General features: G+C 69.3%; 23 protein-coding genes and 2 pseudogenes. 10 read left to right on the top strand and 15 right to left on the bottom strand.

The window, feature by feature from the left end:
• Positions 1-177: 177 nt before the first annotated feature.
• From pqqE to ACFYRY_RS01055, 6 genes are all read right to left on the bottom strand, one after another.
• Positions 178-1329: a pyrroloquinoline quinone biosynthesis protein PqqE gene (gene pqqE / locus ACFYRY_RS01080; protein ID WP_389141002.1), complete on the bottom strand. Its 1152-nt coding sequence runs from the start codon at positions 1327-1329 to the stop codon at positions 178-180.
• Positions 1317-1586 (bottom strand): pyrroloquinoline quinone biosynthesis peptide chaperone PqqD, encoded by a 270-nt coding sequence (gene pqqD, locus ACFYRY_RS01075; protein WP_389138737.1) that lies wholly within the window; start codon positions 1584-1586, stop codon positions 1317-1319. The genes pqqE and pqqD overlap by 13 nt, the downstream gene beginning before the upstream one ends.
• Positions 1583-2344, bottom strand: a complete 762-nt coding sequence (gene pqqC / locus ACFYRY_RS01070; RefSeq protein ID WP_389138735.1) for a pyrroloquinoline-quinone synthase PqqC — start codon at positions 2342-2344, stop codon at positions 1583-1585. Before pqqC ends, pqqD begins: the two co-directional genes overlap by 4 nt.
• Positions 2341-3255: a pyrroloquinoline quinone biosynthesis protein PqqB gene (gene pqqB / locus ACFYRY_RS01065; RefSeq protein WP_389138733.1), complete on the bottom strand. Its 915-nt coding sequence runs from the start codon at positions 3253-3255 to the stop codon at positions 2341-2343. Before pqqB ends, pqqC begins: the two co-directional genes overlap by 4 nt.
• A gap of 9 nt (positions 3256-3264) precedes the next feature.
• Positions 3265-3405 (bottom strand): pyrroloquinoline quinone precursor peptide PqqA, encoded by a 141-nt coding sequence (pqqA, locus tag ACFYRY_RS01060; RefSeq protein WP_389138731.1) that lies wholly within the window; start codon positions 3403-3405, stop codon positions 3265-3267.
• Between the two features lie 604 nt (positions 3406-4009).
• Positions 4010-4282 carry a hypothetical protein gene (locus ACFYRY_RS01055; protein ID WP_389138729.1) on the bottom strand — a complete coding sequence of 91 codons (273 nt, stop codon included), beginning with the start codon at positions 4280-4282 and terminating at the stop codon, positions 4010-4012.
• 292 nt (positions 4283-4574) lie between these two features.
• On the opposite strand from ACFYRY_RS01055, the gene ACFYRY_RS01050 reads away from it, so the two are divergent.
• From ACFYRY_RS01050 to ACFYRY_RS01040, 3 genes are all read left to right on the top strand, one after another.
• Entirely contained in the window at positions 4575-5117 is a 543-nt protein-coding gene (locus tag ACFYRY_RS01050; protein ID WP_389138727.1) for an MOSC domain-containing protein, read from the top strand.
• A 145-nt stretch (positions 5118-5262) separates the two neighbouring features.
• Positions 5263-5583 carry a GYD domain-containing protein gene (locus ACFYRY_RS01045; protein WP_389138726.1) on the top strand — a complete coding sequence of 107 codons (321 nt, stop codon included), beginning with the start codon at positions 5263-5265 and terminating at the stop codon, positions 5581-5583.
• Between the two features lie 96 nt (positions 5584-5679).
• Positions 5680-6093 carry a cytidine deaminase family protein gene (locus tag ACFYRY_RS01040; protein WP_389138724.1) on the top strand — a complete coding sequence of 138 codons (414 nt, stop codon included), beginning with the start codon at positions 5680-5682 and terminating at the stop codon, positions 6091-6093.
• A gap of 75 nt (positions 6094-6168) precedes the next feature.
• Here the strand turns inward: ACFYRY_RS01040 and ACFYRY_RS01035 are convergent, their stop codons facing one another.
• The gene (locus tag ACFYRY_RS01035) at positions 6169-6858 is read right to left on the bottom strand and encodes an NADPH-dependent F420 reductase (protein ID WP_389138722.1); all 690 of its coding nucleotides are present in this window, start codon (positions 6856-6858) and stop codon (positions 6169-6171) included.
• A 177-nt stretch (positions 6859-7035) separates the two neighbouring features.
• Positions 7036-7584, bottom strand: a complete 549-nt coding sequence (locus tag ACFYRY_RS01030) for a TetR/AcrR family transcriptional regulator (protein WP_389138721.1) — start codon at positions 7582-7584, stop codon at positions 7036-7038.
• 111 nt (positions 7585-7695) lie between these two features.
• On the opposite strand from ACFYRY_RS01030, the gene ACFYRY_RS01025 reads away from it, so the two are divergent.
• Complete coding sequence (locus ACFYRY_RS01025; protein WP_389138720.1) at positions 7696-8706, top strand: NADP-dependent oxidoreductase; 1011 nt, start codon at positions 7696-7698, stop codon at positions 8704-8706.
• Between the two features lie 146 nt (positions 8707-8852).
• On the opposite strand, the gene ACFYRY_RS01020 is transcribed toward ACFYRY_RS01025, so the two are convergent.
• The 4 genes from ACFYRY_RS01020 to ACFYRY_RS01005 form a co-directional block, all read right to left on the bottom strand.
• Complete coding sequence (locus tag ACFYRY_RS01020) at positions 8853-9179, bottom strand: glycoside hydrolase family 3 C-terminal domain-containing protein (protein ID WP_389138718.1); 327 nt, start codon at positions 9177-9179, stop codon at positions 8853-8855.
• 71 nt (positions 9180-9250) lie between these two features.
• Entirely contained in the window at positions 9251-10603 is a 1353-nt protein-coding gene (locus tag ACFYRY_RS01015; protein ID WP_389138716.1) for an MFS transporter, read from the bottom strand.
• Complete coding sequence (locus tag ACFYRY_RS01010) at positions 10600-12378, bottom strand: sulfatase (RefSeq protein WP_389138714.1); 1779 nt, start codon at positions 12376-12378, stop codon at positions 10600-10602. The genes ACFYRY_RS01015 and ACFYRY_RS01010 overlap by 4 nt, the downstream gene beginning before the upstream one ends.
• Positions 12379-12414: 36 nt before the next feature.
• On the bottom strand, positions 12415-13020 hold the full coding sequence (locus ACFYRY_RS01005; protein ID WP_389138712.1) for a PadR family transcriptional regulator: 606 nt from the start codon (positions 13018-13020) through the stop codon (positions 12415-12417).
• 265 nt (positions 13021-13285) lie between these two features.
• Between ACFYRY_RS01005 and ACFYRY_RS01000 the strand changes: the two genes are divergently transcribed.
• The 4 genes from ACFYRY_RS01000 (at position 13286) to glpK (ending at position 16842) form a co-directional block, all read left to right on the top strand.
• A complete protein-coding gene (locus tag ACFYRY_RS01000; protein ID WP_389138710.1) occupies positions 13286-13678 on the top strand; it encodes a YidH family protein in 393 nt (130 codons plus the stop codon).
• A complete protein-coding gene (locus ACFYRY_RS00995; RefSeq protein WP_389138708.1) occupies positions 13675-13989 on the top strand; it encodes a DUF202 domain-containing protein in 315 nt (104 codons plus the stop codon). Before ACFYRY_RS01000 ends, ACFYRY_RS00995 begins: the two co-directional genes overlap by 4 nt.
• A gap of 296 nt (positions 13990-14285) precedes the next feature.
• Complete coding sequence (locus ACFYRY_RS00990; RefSeq protein WP_389141000.1) at positions 14286-15119, top strand: MIP/aquaporin family protein; 834 nt, start codon at positions 14286-14288, stop codon at positions 15117-15119.
• 205 nt (positions 15120-15324) lie between these two features.
• Entirely contained in the window at positions 15325-16842 is a 1518-nt protein-coding gene (gene glpK, locus ACFYRY_RS00985) for a glycerol kinase GlpK (protein ID WP_389138706.1), read from the top strand.
• Between the two features lie 89 nt (positions 16843-16931).
• Here glpK and ACFYRY_RS00980 read toward each other — a convergent pair.
• Positions 16932-17483, bottom strand: a pseudogene (locus tag ACFYRY_RS00980) (helix-turn-helix transcriptional regulator); the annotation flags it as partial.
• On the opposite strand from ACFYRY_RS00980, the pseudogene ACFYRY_RS00975 reads away from it, so the two are divergent.
• Together ACFYRY_RS00975 and ACFYRY_RS00970 are read left to right on the top strand one after the other, a co-directional pair.
• Positions 17445-17724 (top strand): annotated as a pseudogene (locus ACFYRY_RS00975) (RidA family protein). The pseudogenes ACFYRY_RS00980 and ACFYRY_RS00975 sit on opposite strands and share 39 nt — an antisense overlap.
• Positions 17725-17828: 104 nt before the next feature.
• A complete protein-coding gene (locus ACFYRY_RS00970; RefSeq protein ID WP_389138704.1) occupies positions 17829-18509 on the top strand; it encodes a hypothetical protein in 681 nt (226 codons plus the stop codon).
• A 147-nt stretch (positions 18510-18656) separates the two neighbouring features.
• On the opposite strand, the gene ACFYRY_RS00965 is transcribed toward ACFYRY_RS00970, so the two are convergent.
• On the bottom strand, positions 18657-21410 hold the full coding sequence (locus ACFYRY_RS00965) for an exo-beta-D-glucosaminidase (RefSeq protein ID WP_389138702.1): 2754 nt from the start codon (positions 21408-21410) through the stop codon (positions 18657-18659).
• Between the two features lie 160 nt (positions 21411-21570).
• Complete coding sequence (locus ACFYRY_RS00960) at positions 21571-22743, bottom strand: ROK family protein (protein WP_389138700.1); 1173 nt, start codon at positions 22741-22743, stop codon at positions 21571-21573.
• Between the last annotated feature and the right edge of the window lie 19 nt (positions 22744-22762).

Below are 22762 nucleotides of genomic sequence, written 5' to 3'. Positions count from 1 at the left end.
GCGGCACATCACTGAGCGCACCTCGGCCTCCAGTTCCACGAGATGGTGCTGATAGGTAAAGGTGACGAACGGAAGTGTGATGAGGGAGGCAGCGCCACCGAGCTTGGTCCGAGCGGTGGGGAATGTTCACCCCGGTGGGGCATGACGTCGGCCTATCTCCCCGAGGGGGAACGCCGGTCAGCCGGTCACCAGCGCTCCGGGCGTATCGGGTGCCGCTCCGGGGCGGCGGTAGACATACGGAGGTCGTTCCTGCGTCGGGCTGCCGCCGGTGAGGGTGCGGACGAGGTCATGGTCGGGGGACAGCGCGCACGCCGGGTCGGTGCGGGCGGCGTCGCCTGTGAGGGCGTACGCCTGGCAGCGGCAGCCGCCGAAGTCCTCCTCGCGGCGGGGACAGGTGCCGCAGGGCCCGGTCATCCAGTCAGTGCCGCGGTAGCGGTTGAAGGCCGGTGACTGTCCCCAGATCCACGCCAGCGGACGGTCGCGCACGTTGGGTGCGTCGAGGTCCGGCAGCGAGGCGGCGGCCGGGCAGGGCAGGGCGGTGCCATCGGGTGTCACGGTGAGGGAGACCGCTCCCCAGCCGCCCATGCAGGGCTTGGCGACGCCGTCGAAGTAGTCGGGGACGACCCAGACCAGGTCGATCCGGTCGGCGAGCCGCTCCCGAGCGCGTTCGACGGACTCCCGGGCACGGTCCAGTTGCTCACGGCTCGGCAGCAGCGCGGCGCGGTTGAGCAGGCCCCAGCCGTAGAACTGGGTGTTGGCCAGCTCGATGCGGTCCACTCCCCACGACACGCCCAGCTCGATGAGGGCGTCGATGTCGTCGAGGTTGTCCCGGTGCAGGACGACGTTGAGACCGAGAGGGAGCCCCGACCGGCGGACCAGGGCCGCCGCCCGCTCCTTGACGGCGAAGGAGGACGGGCGTCCGCCGATCCGGTCGTTGGCCTGTGGGTCGGCGTGCTGGACGGAGAGCTGGACGCTGCGCAGCCCCGCCGAGCGCAGCGTGGTCAACCGGGTCTCGTCCAGGCCGGTGCCGCTGGTGACCAGCTGGGTGTAGATCCCGGCGGCCTCGGCGCCGGCGACGATCTGCTCCAGGTCGGGGCGCAGCAGCGGCTCGCCACCGGAGAGATGGGTGTGGACGACGCCCAGCGCGGCCGCCTGACGCAGCACGTCCGTCCACTGGTCGGTGCTCAGTTCGTTCGAACGGCGTGCCAGCTCCAGCGGGTTGGAGCAGTAGGGGCAGTGGAGCGGGCAGGCGTGGGTGAGTTCGGCCAGCAGGGCCCACGGGGGCGCGGGTGCCGCGTTAGGGGCCTGGGGAGCGGTCACGTGAGCCAGCCTTCCTGGCGCAGTCGGTCGAGGAAGGTGGGGACCTCGGTGGCCACGGGCGCGCCGGGGTGGCGCTCGGACAGTTCGTCGACGATCCCGCGCACGGTGCGCGTGCCGTCGCACAGGCCCACGACCTGGGCGGCGTGTCCCTCGAGTACGACCACCCGTTCCGGCAGGACCAGCAGGTCAGCGCCACGCACACGGTCGTGCCGCAGCACCAGGGCGGGAGCGAGGGCGGGTCGCCACTGGTTCTCGGACGCCGTCACCGGGTCCGCCCCCGTCCGCCGTCCGGCTCGGACCGGTCCATGTGCTCCCACGGCTCGCCCTGCTGCACGGCGTCGAGCAACGTCCACAGCACGTCGCACTTGAAGGCCAGCGCGGCCACCGCCCGTTCCTGGTCCTCCCGGGTGCGGGCCCACTCCAGTACGAGGGGGAGTGCCTCGGCGCTGTCCCGCCGGCCCTGGTCGACGCGGGTGCGGAAGTAGGCGAGTCCGGACGGCGCGATCCAGGGGTAGTGGCGCTCGAAGGCGTCGATGCGACGGCGCATCAGATCGGGAGCGTTGAGCTCGGTGAGCGACGCGGCGACGGCCTCCAGGGTCGGACGCAGCCGGCAGAAGTTCACGTAACCCTCCACGGCCAGCCGCACGCCCGGCAGTACGGACTCACCCGACAGCAGGCTCCCGCGGTCCAGTCCGGCCGCCTCACCGAGCCGCAGCCAGCGTTCGATGCCGCCCTCGCCGTCCCGGCGCCCGTCGTGGTCCTCGATGCGGCGCAGCCACATGCGGCGCAGCCGCGCGGAGTCCAGCTTGGCGGTGATCAGAGCGTCCTTGACGGGGATGTGGCGCTGGTAGTGGAAGCGGTTGGCGATCCAGCGGCGCACCTCCTCCGGGGTCAGATCGCCCTCGTGCATACGGACGTTGAAGGGGTGCCGGTCGTGGTACCGCTCCTGTCCGACCGCACGGAGGCGGGCCTCGAACTCGGCGGGACTCCAGGGCTCCGTCAAGGGGGCGAGTGCCGTGGTCACAGCTCGATCACCATTTCGTCGTCGGCGACCTCGATGCCCAGCCGGGCGAGCCGCTTGTGCTGGGCCGCGGCCGGGTCGACGAGGGGGTTCGTGTTGTTGAGGTGTGTGTAGAGGCAGCGGGCGGACAGCGTGGCGAGGAGGGAGGCGGTGCCGTCCGGTCCGTCGATGGGCAGATGGCCCATGCCGGTGGCGGTGCGGGAGGAGATGCCGGTGCGGCGCGGCTCCTCGTCGTCCCAGAAGGTGCCGTCGACGATGACGCAGTCGGCCTCGGCGGCGACCCGGTGCAGGGCGTCGGACCAGACGGCCACCGCTGGTGCGTACACGGCCGACTTGCCGGTGGCTGGGTCGTACAGGCGCAGCGCGACGACCCAGGCGTCGTCCTCGGGGGCGTCGGCGGCGTATCTCGGGCGTTTCCCGGACACGGGCACGGCGCTGATGTGCAGGCCGTCGTCGGCGGGCCCCAGGGAGTCGCCGTTCAGTGGCCGTGCGCTGTGGGTCGGCAGCTCACGCCAGGTCAGAGTGGTGTAGGGGCCCAGCACATCGCCGAGGCGCAGGCGGTCCTCCAGGGCTTGGCGGACCGGGGCGGTGGCGAGGATGTCCAGACCGTCGGCCTCGCGCAGCCGGGCGATGCCCAGGGTGTGGTCGAGTTCGGCATCGGTGAGTACCACTCCGGCGATCGGCGTCTGCCGGGGCTGCGGGCCGGGGTGGAGTGCCGGGTGGGCCTCGATCTGGTCGCCGATGTCCGGGGTCGCGTTGACGACGTACCAGCGGCCCTCGCTCGTACGGACGGCGAGGGAGGCGTGGCGGCGGCGGCGCTCGGGATGGGCGCGTGCCCCGGAGCATCCGGGGCACGCGCAGTTCCACTGGGGGACGCCGCCGCCGGCCGCGGTGCCGAGCACCTGCAGCAGCACGGCGGCCGACTAGCGGTTGGACAGGGAGTAGGCGGTGACCTCCAACGCGCAGTCGACGACCGTGTACCCGGGCGTCTGCCAGGCGATGGTGTCGAGCTGCTCCGCGGTGGTCGCAGCGGGCTGTTCCGTGTGCTCGATGGTCTCGTTCATGGTGTGCGTCTTCCTTTCGGGGGAGGGGGGTTCACCCCTTCGTGAGAAGGGGGGGCACTGGATGGCGATCTCGAGATGCGGTCCTTGTCGTCGCCGCGGCCGCTCGTGGCCGGCCAGAACTGGTCCGGGCAGGGGGCCTTCGTGAGCGTCGCCGAGACGTGGGTGACGTCGTGCTTGACGGCGATCCGGGCGGTCGGTGGCCGACGGCGGGGAACGCCGCGTGCTGGACGGACTCGGTGCAGCGCCGAATTCGCCGAGCGTGGCATTTCGATGTCCGTCCTGTCCTGGAGACGACCGACCGAATTCCGGCAACGAACCCAAAGAGAAAGCAGGGGCGAGAGCCGAAGCGCGGCCCATCACTCCTGCAGGGAGTATTGCGCACAGAATTCCGCGCGGACCACCCGAAGTCGGCCATCTGGAGGCGCCCGGTTCACCCCGATGCGGGGCTTCCGGTCCGGCAGGGGCGGTGACAGAACGAGTCTCACCGCCCCTCGCCGTCGGGTGCGCCCTTCACCACCTGGGCCCGAGCGGAACGCCGTCGACGACGCCCGGATTACCGTTGGCTGCCGCGTACTGTCGCCGTGGGACGGCGCACGTTGGAGGGTCAGCCGGCTTTGCGTTCGCGCATTTCGTGGACGGTGGCGGTGAGGGTTCCGTCCTGCTGCTCGTAGTGGGAGAGGGCGACGCCGAGGCCGAAGAAGGTGGGCGCCCACTGGCCGACGAAGATGCCCCACCTGTCGGCGCGGTCGAGGCCGGCGCCGGGCTCCATCTTGAGGCTGCCTGCCCAGGTGGCGATGGAGAGACCGATGCTGCCGAGGGCTGCCATGTAGGCGTGTTCGCTGCGGATGCCCATGTCGTGCATCTTCTTGATGACCATGCTGTGCTCCGTTCTCGCAGAGGTTCCCCGACCGTGTTCCTCGCATCGGCCACCCCTATTCACCCGTTTTGCCTGATATGTGATTATTGGGGTTGATCTCTGTCGTATGGCCGATGCGAAAAGTCGCGGTCCACGCCCCCAGGACATCGCGCTGACCAGTGAGGACTCTGGCCAGAACGCGACCGTGGCCAAGATCGCCACTTCTCCTGTGAACGACCGTCTACTACTGCGCGGCAGGGTCCGAAAGCTAGGGTGGTGACTGATCATTTGCCAACAGGAGGGGGACCCGAGGATGAGCGGGATGGTGACGGCAGTCAGCAGCAACGGCGAGTACTCGTTCACCAAGCCGAACCGGGACAGCGTCACGCTGCTCGCCGGGCTCGGTGTGGAGGGTGATGTCCATGCCGGTGTGACGGTGAAGCACCGCTCGCGCATCGCGCAGGATCCCACCCAGCCGAACCTGCGTCAGGTCCATCTCATTCATGAAGAGCTCTTCGCCGAGGTCGGTGCGGAGGGGTTCGACGTGGCGCCCGGTGACCTCGGCGAGAACATCACCACCCGCGGCATCGACCTGCTCGGCCTCCCGGTCGGCACCGTGCTGCGGATCGGCGACGACGCGGTACTGGAGGTGACCGGCCTGCGCAATCCCTGCCTGCAGATCGACAACTTCCAAGACGGCCTGCTGAAGCGGGTCGTGGGCCGCGACGAGGCCGGAAACATCGTGCGCAAGGCCGGGATCATGAGCATCGTGAAGGAGGGCGGCACGGTGCGCCCCGGTGACACCATCAAAGCGGAGCTACCCAGCGGGCCGCACCGGCCTCTGGAGCGGGTCTGACGCCCTCCTCGGGCGGGCCGCGCCGCCGACGGCGACCGTGGCCCGCCGCCGGGCGGGTGATTCCGGCCGCGCGGCTGGGGCAACCGACGTGCCCCTGGGAAGGCCCTTGCGTAGACCGGACAAGCGATGCGCAGGGAGCGTCCCGATGCCGAAGTTCCTCATCCAGGCGACCTACACGCCCGAGGGCACCAAAGGGCTGCTCGAGGAGGGCGCGAGTGGTCGTCGCGCCGCCGTCGACCAGGTCGTCACGGCCCTCGGCGGCACGGTCGAGGCCATGTACTTCGCCTTCGGGGAGGACGACGCCATCCTCATCCTCGACTTCCCCGACTCGGTTTCCATGGCCGCCGTCAGCCTCAAGGTCAAGGCCAGCGGCGCGCTCCGTACCCGGGCCACCGTTCTGCTCACCCTCGACGAGATCGATGAGGCCGCCCGCCGCCAGGTCGCCTTCCGCGCCCCCGGCGCGTAGAGGACCGGCCGGCGCAGCGAACACACCGGCGATATTCGCTTGCGCACCGTCGTCACTCGGGTCAACGTCGCCTGACACCTGAGGAAGGCGGAGAAGATGACCAGCCAGGACCACCACGTCGACGAGGAAGTCATCCAGGCAGCGGACCGAGTCGCTCGCCTTCGCTGCCGGGGTGACAACCACACCATGGCCGCAGCGGCACGCGCCGGGGACGGCCGGATCGTTACGGCGGTGAATGTCCACCACTTCACCGGAGGTCCGTGCGCGGAGCTGGTCCTCATCGGCGCGGCAGCCGCCCAGGGCGTCTATGAGTTGGACACGATCGTCGCCGTGGGCGACCGCGATCGGGGGGTCGTTCCTCCGTGCGGCCGGTGCCGTCAGGTCCTTCTCGACTACTTTCCCGGCCTCGAGGTCATCGTCCCCGGGCGCGACGGCGTCCGAACCGCCCTTGTCGCCGACCTGTTGCCCGAAAGCTACGTCTGGGCCGACCACCAGCTCGACGCCGAGTAGACCGCGGCGGCCCCTCACCCACCGGCAAATCCGCGCACGCAGGCACTACCAGCGATCAACAACCGGCGCAGCGCACTAGCGTGCGCCGGCGATGTGGAAGTTGAAGTCGGCGTGGCCGAGGGCGCCGAAGAGGCGCAGCCAGATCGGCATAAGCATCTCGGCGCCCCGGGCCGTCTCGATGCCGCCGAGGTCGATGACACTGCTCTCGGGCCAGCCGAAGGAGACGAGCAGCTCGGAAACCTGCTTCTTGGCGCCGGCGTCGTCGCCGGAGACGAAGACGTTGTGGGCTCCGGTGACGCGGCCCGGCTCGACCATGACGACGCAGTTCATGGTGTTGAGGGTTTTCACGACTCGGGCGTCGGGGAACGCGCGCTGGGCCTGTTCGCCGAGGCTGTCGGTGTTGACCGGGTTCAGCGTCGGCGGCATGCCATGGGAGAAGTCGAGCGCGTTGGTGACGTCGATGAGCACCTTGCCGGCCAGGTTGTCGCTGCCTGCGGTGTGCAGGGCGTCGAGCGAGGCGGCGCCCGCGGTCGTGTTGACGACCGTCTCGCCGAAAGCGGCGGCCTCCGCGAAGGTCCGCAGAGGCACGGAGGCGTGGTCGGCGTACCAGGTGGCGAAGGGCGGGTTCCCCATGGCGTCCGGCTCGGTGCGCGCGAGGGTGGCTTGGGGGTCGCGGGTGCCGATGGCGACCTCGTGGCCCAGCGAGGCGAGTTTGGCGGCGATCGTCCGGCCGACGATGCCGGTGCCGAGGACGGCGTAACGCATGCGGGTGGGTCCTTTCCGGGCGAGCGCGAGATCGGACGTATTGTCATGGTATTTGCCGTTGTGGACGAGAGTCATGTCGAGGGCGCTGCCCGGCAGGGTGATGAGCGCGCCAAGGAGTCGACGGTCGCCCAGGCGTGGTCATGGGGTCATGACGGCGGATTCGATGTCATCCCTTTGTCATCCCTTTGTCAGGATCGCACTCGCGACAACATCGAAGAGGTGATCGGCGCGTGGTGCGAGCGAGGGTTGGTCGCCGAGCCACGCGAGCGCCGCAATCAGCGCGAACAGGTCGGTGCCGTCCATGTCGGTCCGCGCCGTGCCCGCGGCCTGGGCGCGGGTGAGGAGCCGCGCACCGGCCGCGCGCAGGGTGACGCACGACGCGTGCAGTGCGGAGTCGGGGTCCTCGATGGCCGCCGCCATCAGCACGGTCACGCCCCGATACTCGGTCGTCCACGCGACGCAGTCGCGTAGCCACGAACCGAGAGCGTCCTCGGGTGAGCTCGACGTCTCGAGGTCGCTCGCGGTTGCCGTCAGCTCTTCGAAACTGGTGTGGAGCAAGGCCTCGAGCAGTGCCTCGCGCGTCGGGAAGTGACGCAGCAGCGTCGCCAGCCCGACGTCGGCCCTGCGCGCGATGTCGCGCAGGGATACGTCGACGCCCTGCTCGGTGATGGCGGTGCCCGCTACGGCGAGCACGTGGTCGCGGTTCTTCCTGGCGTCGGCCCGCATCTGCCCCTCTTGACTATCCGGATCAGTGGTCCATATATTCGGATCAGTGCTCCAGTTATGTGGAGCACTGATCCGGATGAGTCTATCCCGCAGCGCGGGCAGGAGAGAATGATGCCGACACACACGATGAGGGCAGTCCGACTCCATGAGCATGGCGGCCCTGAGGTTCTGCGTTACGACGAGGTGCCGATACCCGAGCCGGGACCGGGTGAGGTGCTCGTTCGCGTGCACGCGGTCGGCGTCAATCCTCCCGACTGGTACCTGCGCGGCGGACTGACCACCATGCCTGGGGAGACGGAGTCGACGGTCAGCCTGCCGGTGATCCCGGGGACGGACGTGTCGGGCGTCGTCGAGGCCGTCGCCGCGGACGTGGAGGGTTTCTCCGTCGGCGACGAGGTATTCGGTCTTCTGCGTTTTCCCAGCTTCCACGGCAGCGCGTACGCGGAGTACGTGGCGGCGCCCGCGTCGGACCTCGCACGCAAGCCGGCCGGCATCGACCACGTGCAGGCCGCCGGGGCGCCCATGGCCGGGCTGACAGCGTGGCAGTTCCTGATCGAGGTCGGACACGATCACCCGTCGCCCTTCCAGGAGACAGGGCATCGCCCGAGGGCACTCGACGCGGACACGTCGGTGCTCGTCAACGGCGCCGCGGGCGGCGTGGGGCACTTCGCGCTCCAGCTGGCGAAATGGAAGGGCGCACATGTCATCGCGGTGGCATCGGGCGCGCACGCGTCGTTCCTGAGCGAACTCGGCGCCGACCAGATCATCGACTACACCAAGAGTCGCCCTGAGGAACTCGTGAAGGACGTCGACGTCGTCCTCGACACCGTCGGCGGCCCCGGCAGCAAGCGTCTCCTGCGTACGCTCAAGCGGGGCGGCGCCCAGTTCCCCGTGTTCCCAGGGGACTTCGACGAAGAGGAGACCACGAAGCTGGGCGTCACGGTCTCGATCGCCCAGGTCCGCTCGAACGGCCCGCAACTCGCCGAACTGGGACGCCTGCTCGACGCGGGCACGGTCCGTGTCGCGATCGACAGCACGTTCGCGCTCGCGGATACCCGAGCAGCGCACGAACGCGCCGCCCGAGGGCACATCCAGGGCAAGATCGTGCTCACGGTCGCGTAGGAACGAGCCGTTTCACGTCGCGTCCGGCGCCCGTCCGTTTCCCTCCCCCCTCCGGGAGGGGAGCACGTCAATTGCGCAGCCGCACCCGCACCGAGACGGGCAGGTCCTCGACGCTGGAGCCCACGTGCAGCGTGAACTCTCCCGGCTCATGAGCCCAGTTCGGCGAGGCCCTCCTGGACCACGGCGCCGAGTGCATATTCGACCTGGGCGTCCGGGAAGGCGGCGATGATGCCGTCGAGGGGGCTGACGACCTCCTCCGGTACGACGGTGGCGCTGCCGCCGCCCTGCGTACGGGCGCGATCCGCGTTGTGCCCGATGACGGCGATCCGGGTCACCGCACCGGGGTCGAGCGGCAGGATCCCGGTGTTGCGCACCAGCACCATCCCCTCGGCCGCCGCTTCGCGCGCGAACACAGTGCCGGAGTCGGGCGTCACCGCCGGCTTCGCGGGCGTGGTGCCGTCCAGAGCGCCCACCCGGACCGCGAGCGTGAGAATGCGCGGGCCGGGTGCGCGGACGGATGCCGCCGGAGAAGGATGCCTGTGGATCAGGCGGTACCGTGGGCGAGCTTGCGGCGCTCTTCGAGGGCGTGCCTGACACGCCGCGCGTCCCGCGGGTAGGTGGTGTGGAGCACGCCGAGCACCGCGGCGTTGAGGAGCATGCAGACCACCATCACCCAGAGGAAGACCTCCTGGAGGCCGAGGCTCTCGGCGAGTTGGCCGGCGGCGAGGGCGAAGAGGGCCCAGGCCATCGTCTCGAAGACGGACAGCCAGATGGCGAATGCCTGGCCACGGAGTTCGGGAAGAACGACCGCCGTCACCAGCGGGCGGTTCACCGAGGGGTTCACCCCCTGGCCGAAGCCCATGAGGGCCCAGAAGACGCAGTAGATCCCGATCCCGCCGGAGTAGTGGAACTGGGTTCCGAAGAAGGCCACGACGGCGAAGAGAACCTGCGCGAGCTGGAGGTAGGCCACCCGGCCCCGCTGGGGCCACCACCGGTCGACGACCACCAGGAAGTAGCCGCCGCCGATCGTCCCGGCGAGGTAACCGACACCGAACGGAATGCCCACGGCTGCCGCGACGGCGTTGCTGAATCCGCGTTCGGTGACCAGGAACTGGATTCCGAAGATGACGATGAGCAGATGCCCGGAGAGGAGGCGCGAGAGCATCATCACCGAGTAGGTCGGGATGCGGAAAAGGGCGAGCACGGACTTCACGGTGACGGTGTGCTTCACCCGCGCCGTCTCGTTCAGATCCGCGAGCTGTTCCTCGGCGGCTCCGACGCCGGGATCCTTGAAGAGGACCGCGATCATGAGTCCGGCGAGGACGCAGACACCGCCGATCGCCCACATCCCGTAGCGCCAGCCGTCGGTGAAGCCCGTGAAGAGGGCGACGACCGGGCCGATGACCTGCCCGAACGCGTTGGCGATGCCGTAGAGGATGCCGACCGCCTTTCCTCGTTCGCGGTCGGTGAAGGAGTCGGCGATGACGGCGTTGGCGATCGGGGAAGCGCCTATCAGGCACGCGGCCATGAGCGTGTTGAACAGCAGCAGGGTGCCGAAGCCGTGAGCGAATCCCGCGAGGACTCCGAAAACACCGCCGAGGACGGTGGTGAGCACCAGGGTGGCGCGGCGGCCCACCCGTCCCGCCATCCACACCCAGAACGGACCGGTCGGCACGGAGGCGACCTTGCCGAGCGCCGCGAGCGTTCCCAGATGGCCGCTGGTGAGACCGAGTGCGCTGGAAATGGACGGAAAGAGGACGGAGGTCGCGCTGCTCTCGGTGTTGTCCACGGAGATGACACCGGTGAGCGTCAGCAGATTGCGCCAGCGGTGCGGGACCTGGGAAGCGGCGGCGGTGTTGGGTGCGGTGGTAGGAGCGGCGGAGTGTTGCGTCGTCATCGTGTGTTCCTGTCGACGTCGTCCGGCAGAGACCGGGAAGGTGGCAGCAGGTCCTGCAGGGAGCGAGCGAGGGATCGCAGCGTGCCGGCCGGAATGACGGCCGACCGTGCCAGATCGAGCGGGCTCAGCCCCGGTGGAAAGGCGATGAGTTCGGTCCGTGTGACGTCCGGAAGGTGTTTCTCGACGACCGTCCTGACGGCGGGATCGCGGAGCAGTTCGAGCAGCGGCCGCTCAAGGAGACCACCGTTCGGCAGTTCTTCCCGCGTCGGCATCGGCTCCGCGAGTGCGGCCGCGCGTGGCGCCTGGTCCCGGACGAACAGGTGCCGCTCGGTGATCTCGCCGTCGTACGGAATGCCGAGCCGGTCGAACTGGCTGCGGGGGGCGTCATTGGCGTGGAGGAGGTCAACGAGCAGGCGCAGCATCCGCAGCTCGGTCTCCGGGTCGTCGAGGGGGTGTTGCTGCCCCGGGTCGCTTGCGAGGTCGAAGAGCAGGGTTCCGTGCCGCCACGGGTTCATCCACCCTCCGGCGGCGGGAATCCGCAGGGTCCGCAGCCCCTTGGTGAACGGGAACGGGTCGGCGGGCTCCCAGTCGGTGAGTTCCTCCACGCCGAAGCGCGCCCGCATGTGCGTCGGCATCAGGGTGTACTCCTCCAGCGGGCCGTTCTCGGCGGTCGCCGCGGCGCGCATGTACACATGGCGGCCGTCCGTCACGTTCACATGACCGCCGTGGATACCGAACAGCGCGCCCTCGCGCAGCCGCCGGTCCTCCTTGAGAGCCGGTGCGAGGTCACGCCCCTGCATGTCGGGCGGGGCCTCGAGCCCGAAGTAGCGCAGCAGGGTCGGCGCGATGTCGATCGTCTGCGCGAGCGTGCCCCGGCGGGTGTCCGCGCCCCGGGTACGCGGGTCCCACATGAACATCGGCAGATGGACCAGTTCGTTGAACCATGGCATCACCGACTTCGCCCACCAGCCGTGCTCGCCGAGCAGGAACCCGTGGTCGGTGTTGACGATCAGCAGGGTGTCGTCCCACATGTCGTACTCGTCCATGACATCGAGCACCCGGCCCAGCGAGTGGTCGCACATCGACACGAGCGCGGCGTACCGACGCCGTGCGTGTTCGACCTGGTCCTCCGGTTCCGTGACCTTCGCGTAGCCGGGCCAGTCGAACTCGGGGCCGACGTGGTCGTCCGGATAGCGGGAGGTGTACGGCTCGTGCACGAAGAACGGCTCGTGCGGGTCGAAGAGCTCCAGTTGCAGCAGCCAGCGGTCCGCATCGACGTTGGTCTGCAGGAAGTGGATACCGGCGTCGACGGTACGGGTCTGGGAGTGTTCCGCCTCGGTGGGCATGTAGGTGCGGTTGATCAGGTCCTGCCGGTGCATGAGCGGGCCTTCGCCCTCGCGGAGCCCGTCGACGACGCCCTTCCACGGGTCGCCTTCCTGACCGCGGAAGAACTCCCATGTGGTGTAGCGGGTGTGGTACGTCGCCCCGCCGTCCTCCCAGTAGTGCGGGTGGTCCGAGACCAGGTGGGTGTGGATTCCCGCGTCCCGCAGGATTTGAGGCATCGAGTCGTCGAAAGGCTCCAAAGGCCCCCAGGAACGATGCAGGAAATTGTGACGTCCGGTGTGCAGTTCCCGGCGAGCCGGCATACAGGGCATCGATCCGGCGTAAAAGTTGTCGAATGTCACCGCTCGGGAGGCCAGGCGCGCGAAATTCGGCGCGTCCACGATCGTATCCGCGTACGGAGCGAGCATGTGCCGGTTCAAGCTGTCGAACATGAGCATAATGGCGCGCACGAAAAGAATGTCCTTCGTTCAGTGAACGTCGCGGAGATACGAGGGCACTTCCGTCGTGTCGGCCACCGACGGAGAGTCGAGCAGCACTCGCCTCAGCATCTCCAGGCGCTCCAGGTATGCGTCTATCGCCTGTGCGCCGGACTCGTGGGACCATTCAGCCACGAGCGATGCCAGGTCTTCGTCGAAGGGGGCCGAGGCCTCGACGGCTTCGCGGCGGTCGCGGAAGCGGTAGCGGGCCACTTGCTCGCGGCGCGCGGTGAGCTCGGTGTCGATGAGACGCAAGAGCTGCTCCCGCGTCATGAATCCCGCAAAGGCGAGCCGCGTACCGAAATCAGGGTCCTCGTAACGCGTCGGCGGGTTGTAGGGCCCGGTGAGCCAATCCAGGAATACCGTCATTCCCTCGTCGGTGATCCGGTACGTCTTGGCGTCGGTGGCACCGGCCCGCTGCTGGACGGTGTGGGTCACCCACCCACTGGATTCCATTTTCGCCAGTGACCGGTAGACCTGACTCATCTGGGTGTTGGAACGCAGAAAGCGCCCATGGGTGTCGAGGTATTTCTTCAGGTCGTACCCGGTGCTCGGATGTCGGGCGAGCACACCCAGCAGAATGCTTTCGAGTTTCATCGCGTCATCCTTACGGCGGCTCCGCTGGACTGTCCCTGCCCGCGGGCTATGCATGCCACAAGTGGAATGGCTAAGATGCAGAGACCATGACACAAGTCGAATGCCTCCGCAAGAGGTCGGACACCCCGAAAACAACAGCACCCCACGCGCCGCGGCCCAGGGTCGAGCGTCCGACCCGCGCCGCCCCCGGAGCATGCCCGCCCCCCTCCAGGCGTGCGCGGGCCCTCCTGCCCGACCGGACCACCGACACGGAGGGGAGGCGACCATGAGCCGCCGCATCCGACCCCACGGGCCGCGATCCGGTGCGGCCGCACCCTGGCATGAGGAGGGTGAAGAGCCGGATTACCGTTTCTCCCTGGCCAACGAGCGCACGTTCCTCGCATGGATCAGAACCGGCCTGGCGCTGCTGGCCGGTGCCGTGGCCGTCGCCCAGTTCGTCCAGCCGACGGCGCACAGCGAAGCAGGCGCGACGCTTGGGGTGCTGTTGGCCGCGACCGGGACAGTGCTGTGCGCTTCGTCCTACGGACGCTGGATGCGGGTGCAGCGCGCGATGCGGCACAACCGCCCACTGCCGATGACCCGACTGCTGACCGCGCTGACCTGGGGCGCTTCCTCGGCGGGCATCGCGGTGCTGCTGCTGGTGTGGACGGCACGGTGAGCACCTGGCGCCGCGCGGGAGCAACTCCGCATTCAGCGGGGCCCGCCGACCCCGGCCTTCAAGCGGAGCGGACCGCACTCGCACGCCGCCGCACAGCGCTCTCGGCGCTGGTCGCCGCCGCACTCGCGTTGCGCTTCGGACTGACCCACGCGGCCCCACTGGTCACCGCGGCGGGCGCATGCCTCGTCGCGACGGCCGGCCTGACCACCAGGTCGTCCGGGGAACGTCGGCACCGGCTGCGGACCGTCGCGTCCTGCGCCACGGTCGCCGGCCTCCTGGCCACCGCGCACGTGGCACTGCTCGCCCGCTGACATCGGCCACGCGCCCACTCGGCCGACCTCCGCATCCCTGCCGGGCCGCGTGGACCACCCCTGCACAGAACTGAGCCTGCCCCGCGAGATCATGCACTACTGCCAGGGAAATGGCACTTCGGATTGCTCCATAGCGGGGAAATCCGCGAAATCACCGGTACATCTGCGCGGATGAGCGTCCTTTCGCCTGCGTTTTGGGTAAGGAATGGACAGTTCTATTGCTTTCCTACCGAGGAGGCTCGATGGCTCAGAGCACTGTTCATCGACGCGGATATCGAGAAGGCATCGGCGGCGAGATGACTGCCGAGTTCCTTGGCACGTTCGTCCTGCTTCTGCTGGGTATCGGGTCGGTGGCTGTCGCAGTGGTCGGCCTGCCGGGATCAGGTCGCCAAGCCGTGGACTTCGGGCCCGCCAACTGGCTCATCATCTCGTGGGGCTGGGGCCTCGCCGTGGTATTCGGCGTATACGTGGCAGGAGGCGTCAGTGGCGCCCACCTCAATCCCGCGGTGACACTCGCCTTCGCGGTTCGACGGGATTTCCCCTGGCGGAAGGTCCTGCCCTACTGGCTGGCGCAGGTCTTCGGCGCCTTCGTCGCCGCCGCTCTCATCTACGCGACCTACAGGTGGGCCATCGACGCCGCCATCACGAAGTCGGGTGTCCCGCGAGACAAATCGCTGCCGACGTACTCGATCTTCGCCACATTCCCCGCCGAATATTTCGGAGATTCCTGGTGGGGTCCCTTCCTCGACCAGATCGTCGGGACCGGCATCCTGCTGCTGTTGATCTGCGCACTCATCGACACGCGCAACACGGCTCCGATGGCCAACCTCCACCCGTTCATCATCGGCTTGGTGGTCGTCGCGATCGGCCTGACTTTCGGCACCAACGCCGGGTACGCGATCAACCCCGCACGTGACTTCGGCCCGCGGTTGTTCACGTACTTCGAAGGCTGGGGCTCCATTGCTCTCCCCGGCACGTTCGGCTGGTTCAGCAGTTACTGGTGGATTCCCATCGTCGGCCCGCTCATCGGCGGAATCGCCGGTGTCGGTGTGTACGACCTGCTCATCAAGCCGCTGATCAAGGCCAGGCATGGAGAGGTCGAAGAAGGTCCCGCCACCGAAGAGTTCTGAACACAGGGCAGGCACCGTCCGGGCGTGCGGCACCGGCCGGCGAACGACGCTCTCCTCCCGCACCCCGGTTCACCCGAATGGCGGTACTCCGCAGGCGCGCGCACCGGGCCTCGTTCGATGGTGCGGGAGAGGGCGACAGCACTGCCTGACCCGAAACGTCACCCAGAGCGTAATGACGCCAGGACCATGAGAAGAGGCGGCATCGATGCCCGAATTCGTCGGCGCGGTGGACCAGGGGACCACCAGCACGCGCTTCATGATCTTCGATCACGCAGGCAACGAAGTGGCCAAGCACCAACTCGAGCACCACCAGATCCTGCCGCAGTCCGGTTGGGTCGAGCACGACCCGGTGGAGATCTGGGAGCGCACCAACACGGTGATCCAGAACGCTCTCCGAAGCGGAGGGCTGTCCGCCGCCGACCTGAAAGCGATCGGCATCACCAACCAGCGCGAGACGACCGTGGTCTGGGACCCGCGCACCGGGCGCCCCTACTACAACGCCATCGTCTGGCAGGACACCCGCACCGACAGCATCGCCGCAGCCCTCGAACGCGAGGGCCACGGCGTGACCATCCGCCACAAGGCAGGCTTGCCGCCTGCCACCTACTTCTCCGGCGGCAAGATCAAGTGGATGCTGGAGAACGTGGACGGACTGCGCGAGGCCGCCGAAGCGGGGCACGCTCTCTTCGGCAACACGGACGCGTGGGTGCTGTGGAATCTCACGGGCGGCCCCAACGGGGGAGTGCACGCCACCGATGTCACCAACGCCAGCCGCACCATGCTGATGAACCTGGAGACCCTGGACTGGGACGACGAGCTGCTGGAGATCTTCAACATCCCGCGCGCGATGCTGCCCGTCATCCGGCCCTCGTCCGACCCTGAGGCGTTCGGCCAGGCCCGCACGTCACGACCGTTGAACGCCGCCGTCCCGATCGCCGGTGTCCTCGGCGACCAGCAGGCGGCGACCGTCGGCCAGGTGTGCTTCGCCCCCGGTGAAGCCAAGAACACCTACGGCACCGGCAACTTCTTGGTCCTCAACACCGGTACGGAGTTGGTGCGTTCGCAGCACGGCCTGCTGACGACCGTGGCGTACCAGTTCGCGGGCAGCCCCGCCGTCTACGCGCTGGAGGGATCCATCGCCGTCACCGGCGCGGCCGTCCAGTGGCTGCGTGACCAGCTGAAGGTGATCGGAAGCGCCGCGGAGAGCGAGCAACTGGCCCGCACGGTGGAGGACAACGGCGGGATGTACTTCGTCCCGGCCTTCTCCGGTCTTTTCGCCCCGTACTGGCGCTCCGACGCTCGTGGAGCGATGGTCGGTCTCTCCCGCTACAACACCGGTGGGCACGTGGCCCGGGCCGCGTTGGAAGCCATCTGCTACCAGAGCCGCGACGTGGTCGACGCCATGGAGCAGGACTCGGGTGTGCACCTGGACGTACTGAAGGTCGACGGTGGCGTGACCGCGAACGACCTGTGCATGCAGATCCAGGCGGACGTGCTGGGCGTGCCCGTCAGCCGGCCGGTGGTCGCCGAGACGACCGCGCTCGGCGCCGCCTACGCCGCCGGGCTCGCCACCGGATTCTGGCGCGACGAGGATGAACTGCGCTCACACTGGCAGGAGTCGAAGCGCTGGAGCCCGGAGTGGAGCGAGGAGAAGCGCCAGGAGGGCTACGAGGGCTGGAAGCGCGCCGTGGAGCGCACCCTGGACTGGGTCAAGGTCACCTGACGACCGGCGCCCGGTTCCAAGGTGGTCGCGAGGGCGGTTTCCAGACTCTCCCCGCACTCTCCCCGCACCGGGCGCAGACCCACGCACCGTCAGTCTCCGTAGTGGCTGGCAAACGTGGCGGCGCGGTCGCGCAGGAAGGCGCGCAACGACCGCGGGCCAGGTCACCTCCAGCCGTCCGCGCCGGGTTCCTCCGCACGGACGGCCAGCGCGGTGTCCAGCAGGTCCTCCCGCCGCGCCGGGTTCACGCGTACCAGCACGGTGATGTGGTCGCTGTCGGAGAGAAACCGCGCGGAGCGTTCCCGCCAGATCCGGTCCAGATCGACTCGGTTCGGTCGCCCGGCCGTTTCGGGGAGTTCCTCGGCGGCCGACACCCGCGACAGCCGGTAGGTGCGGTCCGCGCCGGCTCTCGTGGCCGGCAAGTAGGCCCGGTCGCGGACGGGGACCAGGCCGACCGGGTCCACCGTGCGCCACTGCGGTGACTGCCCCGTGGCCGCGTAGTGGATGCGCAGCTTGTGTCCGGCGAGCACCGCACGCCGGACCACGATCATCGTGGTGTCGGGTACCTCATCGGTGACCACCCGGCGTGCGAGCAGGCCGAACACCTGCTCGCCGCGCGCCGATCCGGCGGTCAGCAGGGCGAGGTCGTCTCCGGGCACACCCGGACCCTGTACATCTCGGGGCAGACCGCGATGAGCGGCGACGGAAAGCCCCAGCACGACGGCGACATGGCGGCGCAGTTGACGTTGAGCACGGACAACCTGGAGGCCGTCCTCGGACGGAGTGCTGGCGGCAGGCGTGGCGCCGACCACCACGATGCTCGGGGTGACGCGACTGGCGATCCCCGGCCAGCTGGTCGAGATCGAGGGGACCGCCGTCGCCTGACGCGGCCTCCTCACACGCGTGGGCCCTCGTGCGGACCCCGAGTGAAGCAGAGGCAGACGGGTGGGGGAGTATCTGCTCAGCCACCGCCTGCCCGTGAGGTCGTCATGCGCTCCTACACCCGCCGTGCTGCTTCGTCCGCCCTGCTTCTCGCCACCCTGTTCGTGGCGGGCTGCTCGCCCGACTCGCTTGACGGCCTGTCCCCGTCTGCGAGCGGGACCCCGTCAGCGGGCCCATCGGGGAGCGCCGCCTCCGCTGGGCCAGGTGGGCGGGCGATCCCGGTGGGCGCCGGTCCGCAGAAGACGTACACGACGCAGCAGCAGCCGCCGGCTGGCTCCTGCCACTACCGCCATGAGCACGGGGAGCCGCTGGAGGACCCGAAGTGCACGCCCGGCGCCATCTCGCCGGCGGTCACGCAGGCGAACCTGGCGTCGACCATATGCCGCAAAGGCGGCTACACCTCCGACATCCGGCCGTCGACCTACGTCACCGGCAAGGAAAAGGAGTTGAACGCCGCTTCCTACGGCTTCACCGGCCGCATGGGGGATGCCGAGTACGACCACTTGATCAGCCTGCAGTTGGGCGGGGACCCCAACGACTACCGCAACTTGTGGGTGGAACCCGCCGACCCCGGCCACCGCACGGGCGCCGGGGTCAACAACAAGAAGGACCCGGTGGAGACGAAGCTGCACACCGCGGTCTGCAAGGGCCAGGTCACCCTCGCAGCCGCGCAGCACGCCATAGTCACCGACTGGACCACGGCCCTGGCCACCCTCCACCTCGCCTGAGGTGCGGTCACCTCTTGGTGAACGGCACAGTCGATCGCTCGAAGTACCCCACGTGCGTGGACGACTAGAGATATTCGACCGCTGAGACCCTCTTCAGGGCGGCGGGCCCGGCCTCCCTGGCCGGGCCCGCCTTCCGTTGCCTTGGCCCTACGTTGCCGGAACCGTCCGCTCCGACGTGTTCCAGCCCGAGATCCGCAGGCTGGGCGCCGACCCGTGGAGATCGGCCGTGCGGTAGGTGGCCGTCAGGGTCGTCGACTCGCCCGGCCAGATGCTGACCTGGTTGTCGGTCCAGCGCACCGGCAGTACGGGCTTCCCGTCCGCGTCCACGAGATGGACGTCGGTGAGCAGTGAAGGAACCTTGCCGGTGCCGGTGTTGCGTACCGTGACCGTCGTCGTGGACGTCCCGTCCTGGCCCCGTACCGTGGCCGCCGAAGCGGAAATCGGCGCCTTGGCCATGGAGGTGAGGCCCTTCAGGTCTCCGTAGCTCGTCGTCGGGGTGTAGTACCAGTCGGTGTTGTCCCAGTCGAGGGTGTCCGGCTTGGTGGAGAGCCAGTAGACGTTCCGGCTCACCTCCTTGCCGTCCGCGTCGGTCAGCACCAGCCGCGCGAGGTAGGTCGTCGACAGCCCGCTCACGGACGACGGCAGGGTCACGGCGGTGGTACGGGCCCCGTCACCGCCGACGTTCAGACCCGTCGTGGTGTGGTCGTACCTCTGGGTGCCGTCGGTGTTGAAGAGGGTGACCCGGGAGGTCAGCCCCGAGGCCGCGGCATGGCGCCGGTTCACCACGACGACCGAGCGGTTGTCGTAGGAGTACTGGATGTGCAACGGCTCATTGGCCTTCTTGGCGCCGAAGTACGCGCCGCCCTGGTCGAGATAACGGTCCATCAGCTGCCAGTGCAGCGAGGTCCAGCCGCTGTTGAACATCCAGTAGATGACCCCGGTGGCCGGTTTCGAGGTGTCGGCGGCGCCCCGGCCGTAGGCCTCGAACTGGGCGCGCACGTTCTCGTACTGGGCGAGCTGCGCCTTGCGCACATAGTCGGTCAGCCCGGTGGGCGGGCCGTAGCGTCCGGCGAGGGCGTCACCGTAGAGCTTGAGGTTGCCGAAGGTCGAGGACGGCGAGCGGTGGTACTGGCGGGCACTCGGGTCCTTCCAGAGGGTCTCCAGCTCGGCGGGGGTCATCATCCGCTTGAGGGTGTCGAGGGTGGGGATGTCGGGGCCCGCACTGGTCTCGGAGTTGAAGCCGGTGGCTCCTCCCTCGCGTTTGGCGTACCAGTAGTTCGGCGGTATCCAGTCGTAGGGGCCGGTCATCTTCATGCCCGAACTCCCCAGCTTCGGGGAGGACTTGGCAGAGGCCGCCGGGACGACCGGCGTCGGCCAGTCGGCCGCGGAGAGTGCGTCCAGGTAGTTCTTCTCGATCGTCGCGTCCGGGGCGAAGTCGCTGCCGATGAGGAACGAGATGACACTGGGATGGTCACGCAGCCGGGCGGCCTCCGCCGCCATCGACGCCTTCGCCACGGTGTAGTCGGCGGTTGTCCACTTGCCGCCGGACTCGTCGCCGTTGACGTTCCCCTCCCACTTGTCACAGCACTCCCAGCCGGGCAGGGTCAGGATGCCGTACCGGTCGGCGAGGTCGAAGAACTCGTCGGGCTCGATGTGCCCTTCCAGACGGATGGTGTTGAGGCCCAGGTCGAGGGCGTACCGCAGCCGGTCCTCGACATAGGTGCGGTCCCAGCGCAGGAACTCGTCGGGCGACCAGCCGCCGCCCCTGATCAGCAACGGGCGGCCGTTGATGCGGTACTGCCGGGCGCCGTCGGAGTTCAGCGGCGCCTGTACGTCCCGGATACCGAAGTTCTCGTGCGTGGTGTCCGAGGCGGTGCCGGAGACGGTGGCGGTCAGGTCGAGGCCGTACAGCGGCTGCTCGCCCATGCCCGCGGGCCACCACACCTTCGGTGAGGCCAGCCGCAGCGCCGGGACGTCGGCCGGGGCGAAGGTCACCGTCTTCGTCTCGTGGGCGGCGAGGCTGACGGAGCGGCTGAAGGGGATCGGCGCGCCGCCGCCGGAGTCCGGGGCGACGCTTCCCGAGACCGTGGTGGTGACGGCGGCGTCGGTGTCGTTCCTGACCTTGGCCTTGACCGTCAGGTCCGCGGAGACCGGCGCGGAGGTGTCGAGCTTGGTCACGACGTGCGCGTCCCGCAGTGCGACGGGGCCGCCGCGGCGTACCAGCACATCGCGGACGATGCCCATGTTCTCGTCGGGCGGAGGCTGTAGCCAGTCGATCCAGCCCATGGTGAGGTTCTTGTCCGGGTCGTTGGGCTCGATACGGAAGGCGACCGTGTTCGTACCCTTGCGCGCCAGGGAGGTCACGTCCAGCTCATGCCGGGTGTAGGCGCCCGCCACATCGGCGGCCTTCGCGACCCGGGTGCCGTTCACATACACGTCGGCCGCCGAGATCACCCCGCTGAAGTCCAGATACGTACGCTCGGAGGTGTCGCCGAGCGTGAAGTCCGAGCGGTACCACCAGGGCACCTGGAAGTCGGCCCGGGGGATCTTCTGCTGGTTGGTGGAGTAGAACGGGTCGGCGTACACCCCGTCCGCGAGCAGCGCGGCGAGCACCGTGGACCGGGGGCCGGCGGAATACCAGCCGTTCGCCGGGTAGCCCGGGCTGGAGATGTCGGCTGCGGCGTCGGCCACCTTGGCCGAGGACTGGATCCGGTAGCCGGACAGCGCGGTCGTGCCGCCGGGCGCCGCCGCGACCACGGTCGGTTGCGGGGGCCCCGCCGACCGGTGCCCCGGCGGGTGCGCGCCGGCCCAGGCGCTGGTGGAGAGGGTGCACAGCAGCCCCAGGGCGACGGCCGCGGTGGCCAGCGGCCTTCGGCGGGTGAGGGCAGGGCGGTGGAACACGGTGATCTCCTCTTGGGGGGAGGCGGTCCGCGCTTCGGTACTGAACTAGGAGAGGGGCGACAAAGTTAGGAAACTTTACTAACTGCGCTCAAGCTAGAAGCTCCCGCGATGACTGTCAATCACCGTGCCGAGTGGGGCCGTTCGGGCGCCGCCGAGCCGCCTAGGCCGTGGCGTGGCGGTCGAACACCACCTCCCGTGCCGTGCTCAGGGCCGTCGCCACGGCCCCCATCAGCACCGCGTCCTCCCCGAGCCGGCCGGGCACGATCTTCGGGCGCAGCGGGGTCAGAGCGCGCAACGTCTCCTGTACGGGCCGCAGCAGCAGATCCACGCTGTGCCCCACCCCGCCGCCGAGCACCACGAGATCGGGATCGAGTACGGCCGCCGCGGCCGCCACGGTGTGCGCGATCCGTTCGCCCTCCAGCCGGACCGCCTTGACCGCGGCGGGCTGCCCGGACCGCGCCGCGTCGAACACTGCCTTCGCGGTGAGCTGCCCGGTCATGCCGAACGAGCGGGCCGACTCGACGACCGCCTCGCCGGACACCGCGTCCTCCAGCGTCCGGGGCCTGGGCGATCCGGCCCAGGGCAGGAAACCGATCTCGCCCGCGCCCCCGTGCGCCCCGGTGAACAGCCGTCCCTCGCTGACCACTCCCATGCCGAGTCCGGTGCCGATCATGAGGTATGCGAACAGCCGGCTGCCGGCGCCCACGCCGTAGGTGTACTCGCCGAGCGCGGCGAGATTGGCGTCGTTGTGGACCTCCAGCGGAACCCCGAGACCCTCCCGCATACGGTCGAACAGCCCGGCCCGGCCCCAGCCCGGCAGATGCATGGCGTATTTGACCCGCCGCTGCTCCTCGTCGTAGACGCCCGGGGTGCCCACCACGGCGTGCGCGACGGCGGCCGGGTCGCCACCGGAGCCCGCGACCACCCGCTGCGCGGTGGCCACCACCAGGTCGGCCATGGCACCGGAGGTGCGGGCCCGGTTGCGTACGTCCGAGCGCGAGACCACCTGGCCGTCCAGGTCCGCGACGGCGATCCGCAGCCAGCTGCGGCCGATGTCGATGCCCAGCGCGTAACCGGCCGCCGGGTCGGCGGCGTACAGGACGGCGACCCGGCCCCGTTCAGGGGCCAGGGTGCCCGCCTCGTGCACCAGCCCGGCATCCTCCAGGGCGGCCAGCGCGCTGGAGACCGTGGGCTTGGAAAGGCCGGTCTCCCGGGCGAGCTGGGCACGCGAGGCGGGCCCGTGGTTGCGCAGCCGGTCGAGCAGCAGCCGCTCGTTGGCGCTGCGCAGCCGTTGCCGGTTCCAGGGCTGATCTGCGACGACGCTGTCGGACATGCCGCCATTCTCACCTATT

It is taken from the genome of Streptomyces sp. NPDC005263, assembly GCF_042872365.1.
In the GTDB taxonomy this organism is placed as follows: Bacteria; Actinomycetota; Actinomycetes; order Streptomycetales; family Streptomycetaceae; genus Streptomyces.
This window is presented reverse-complemented; position numbering and strand designations above follow the sequence as displayed.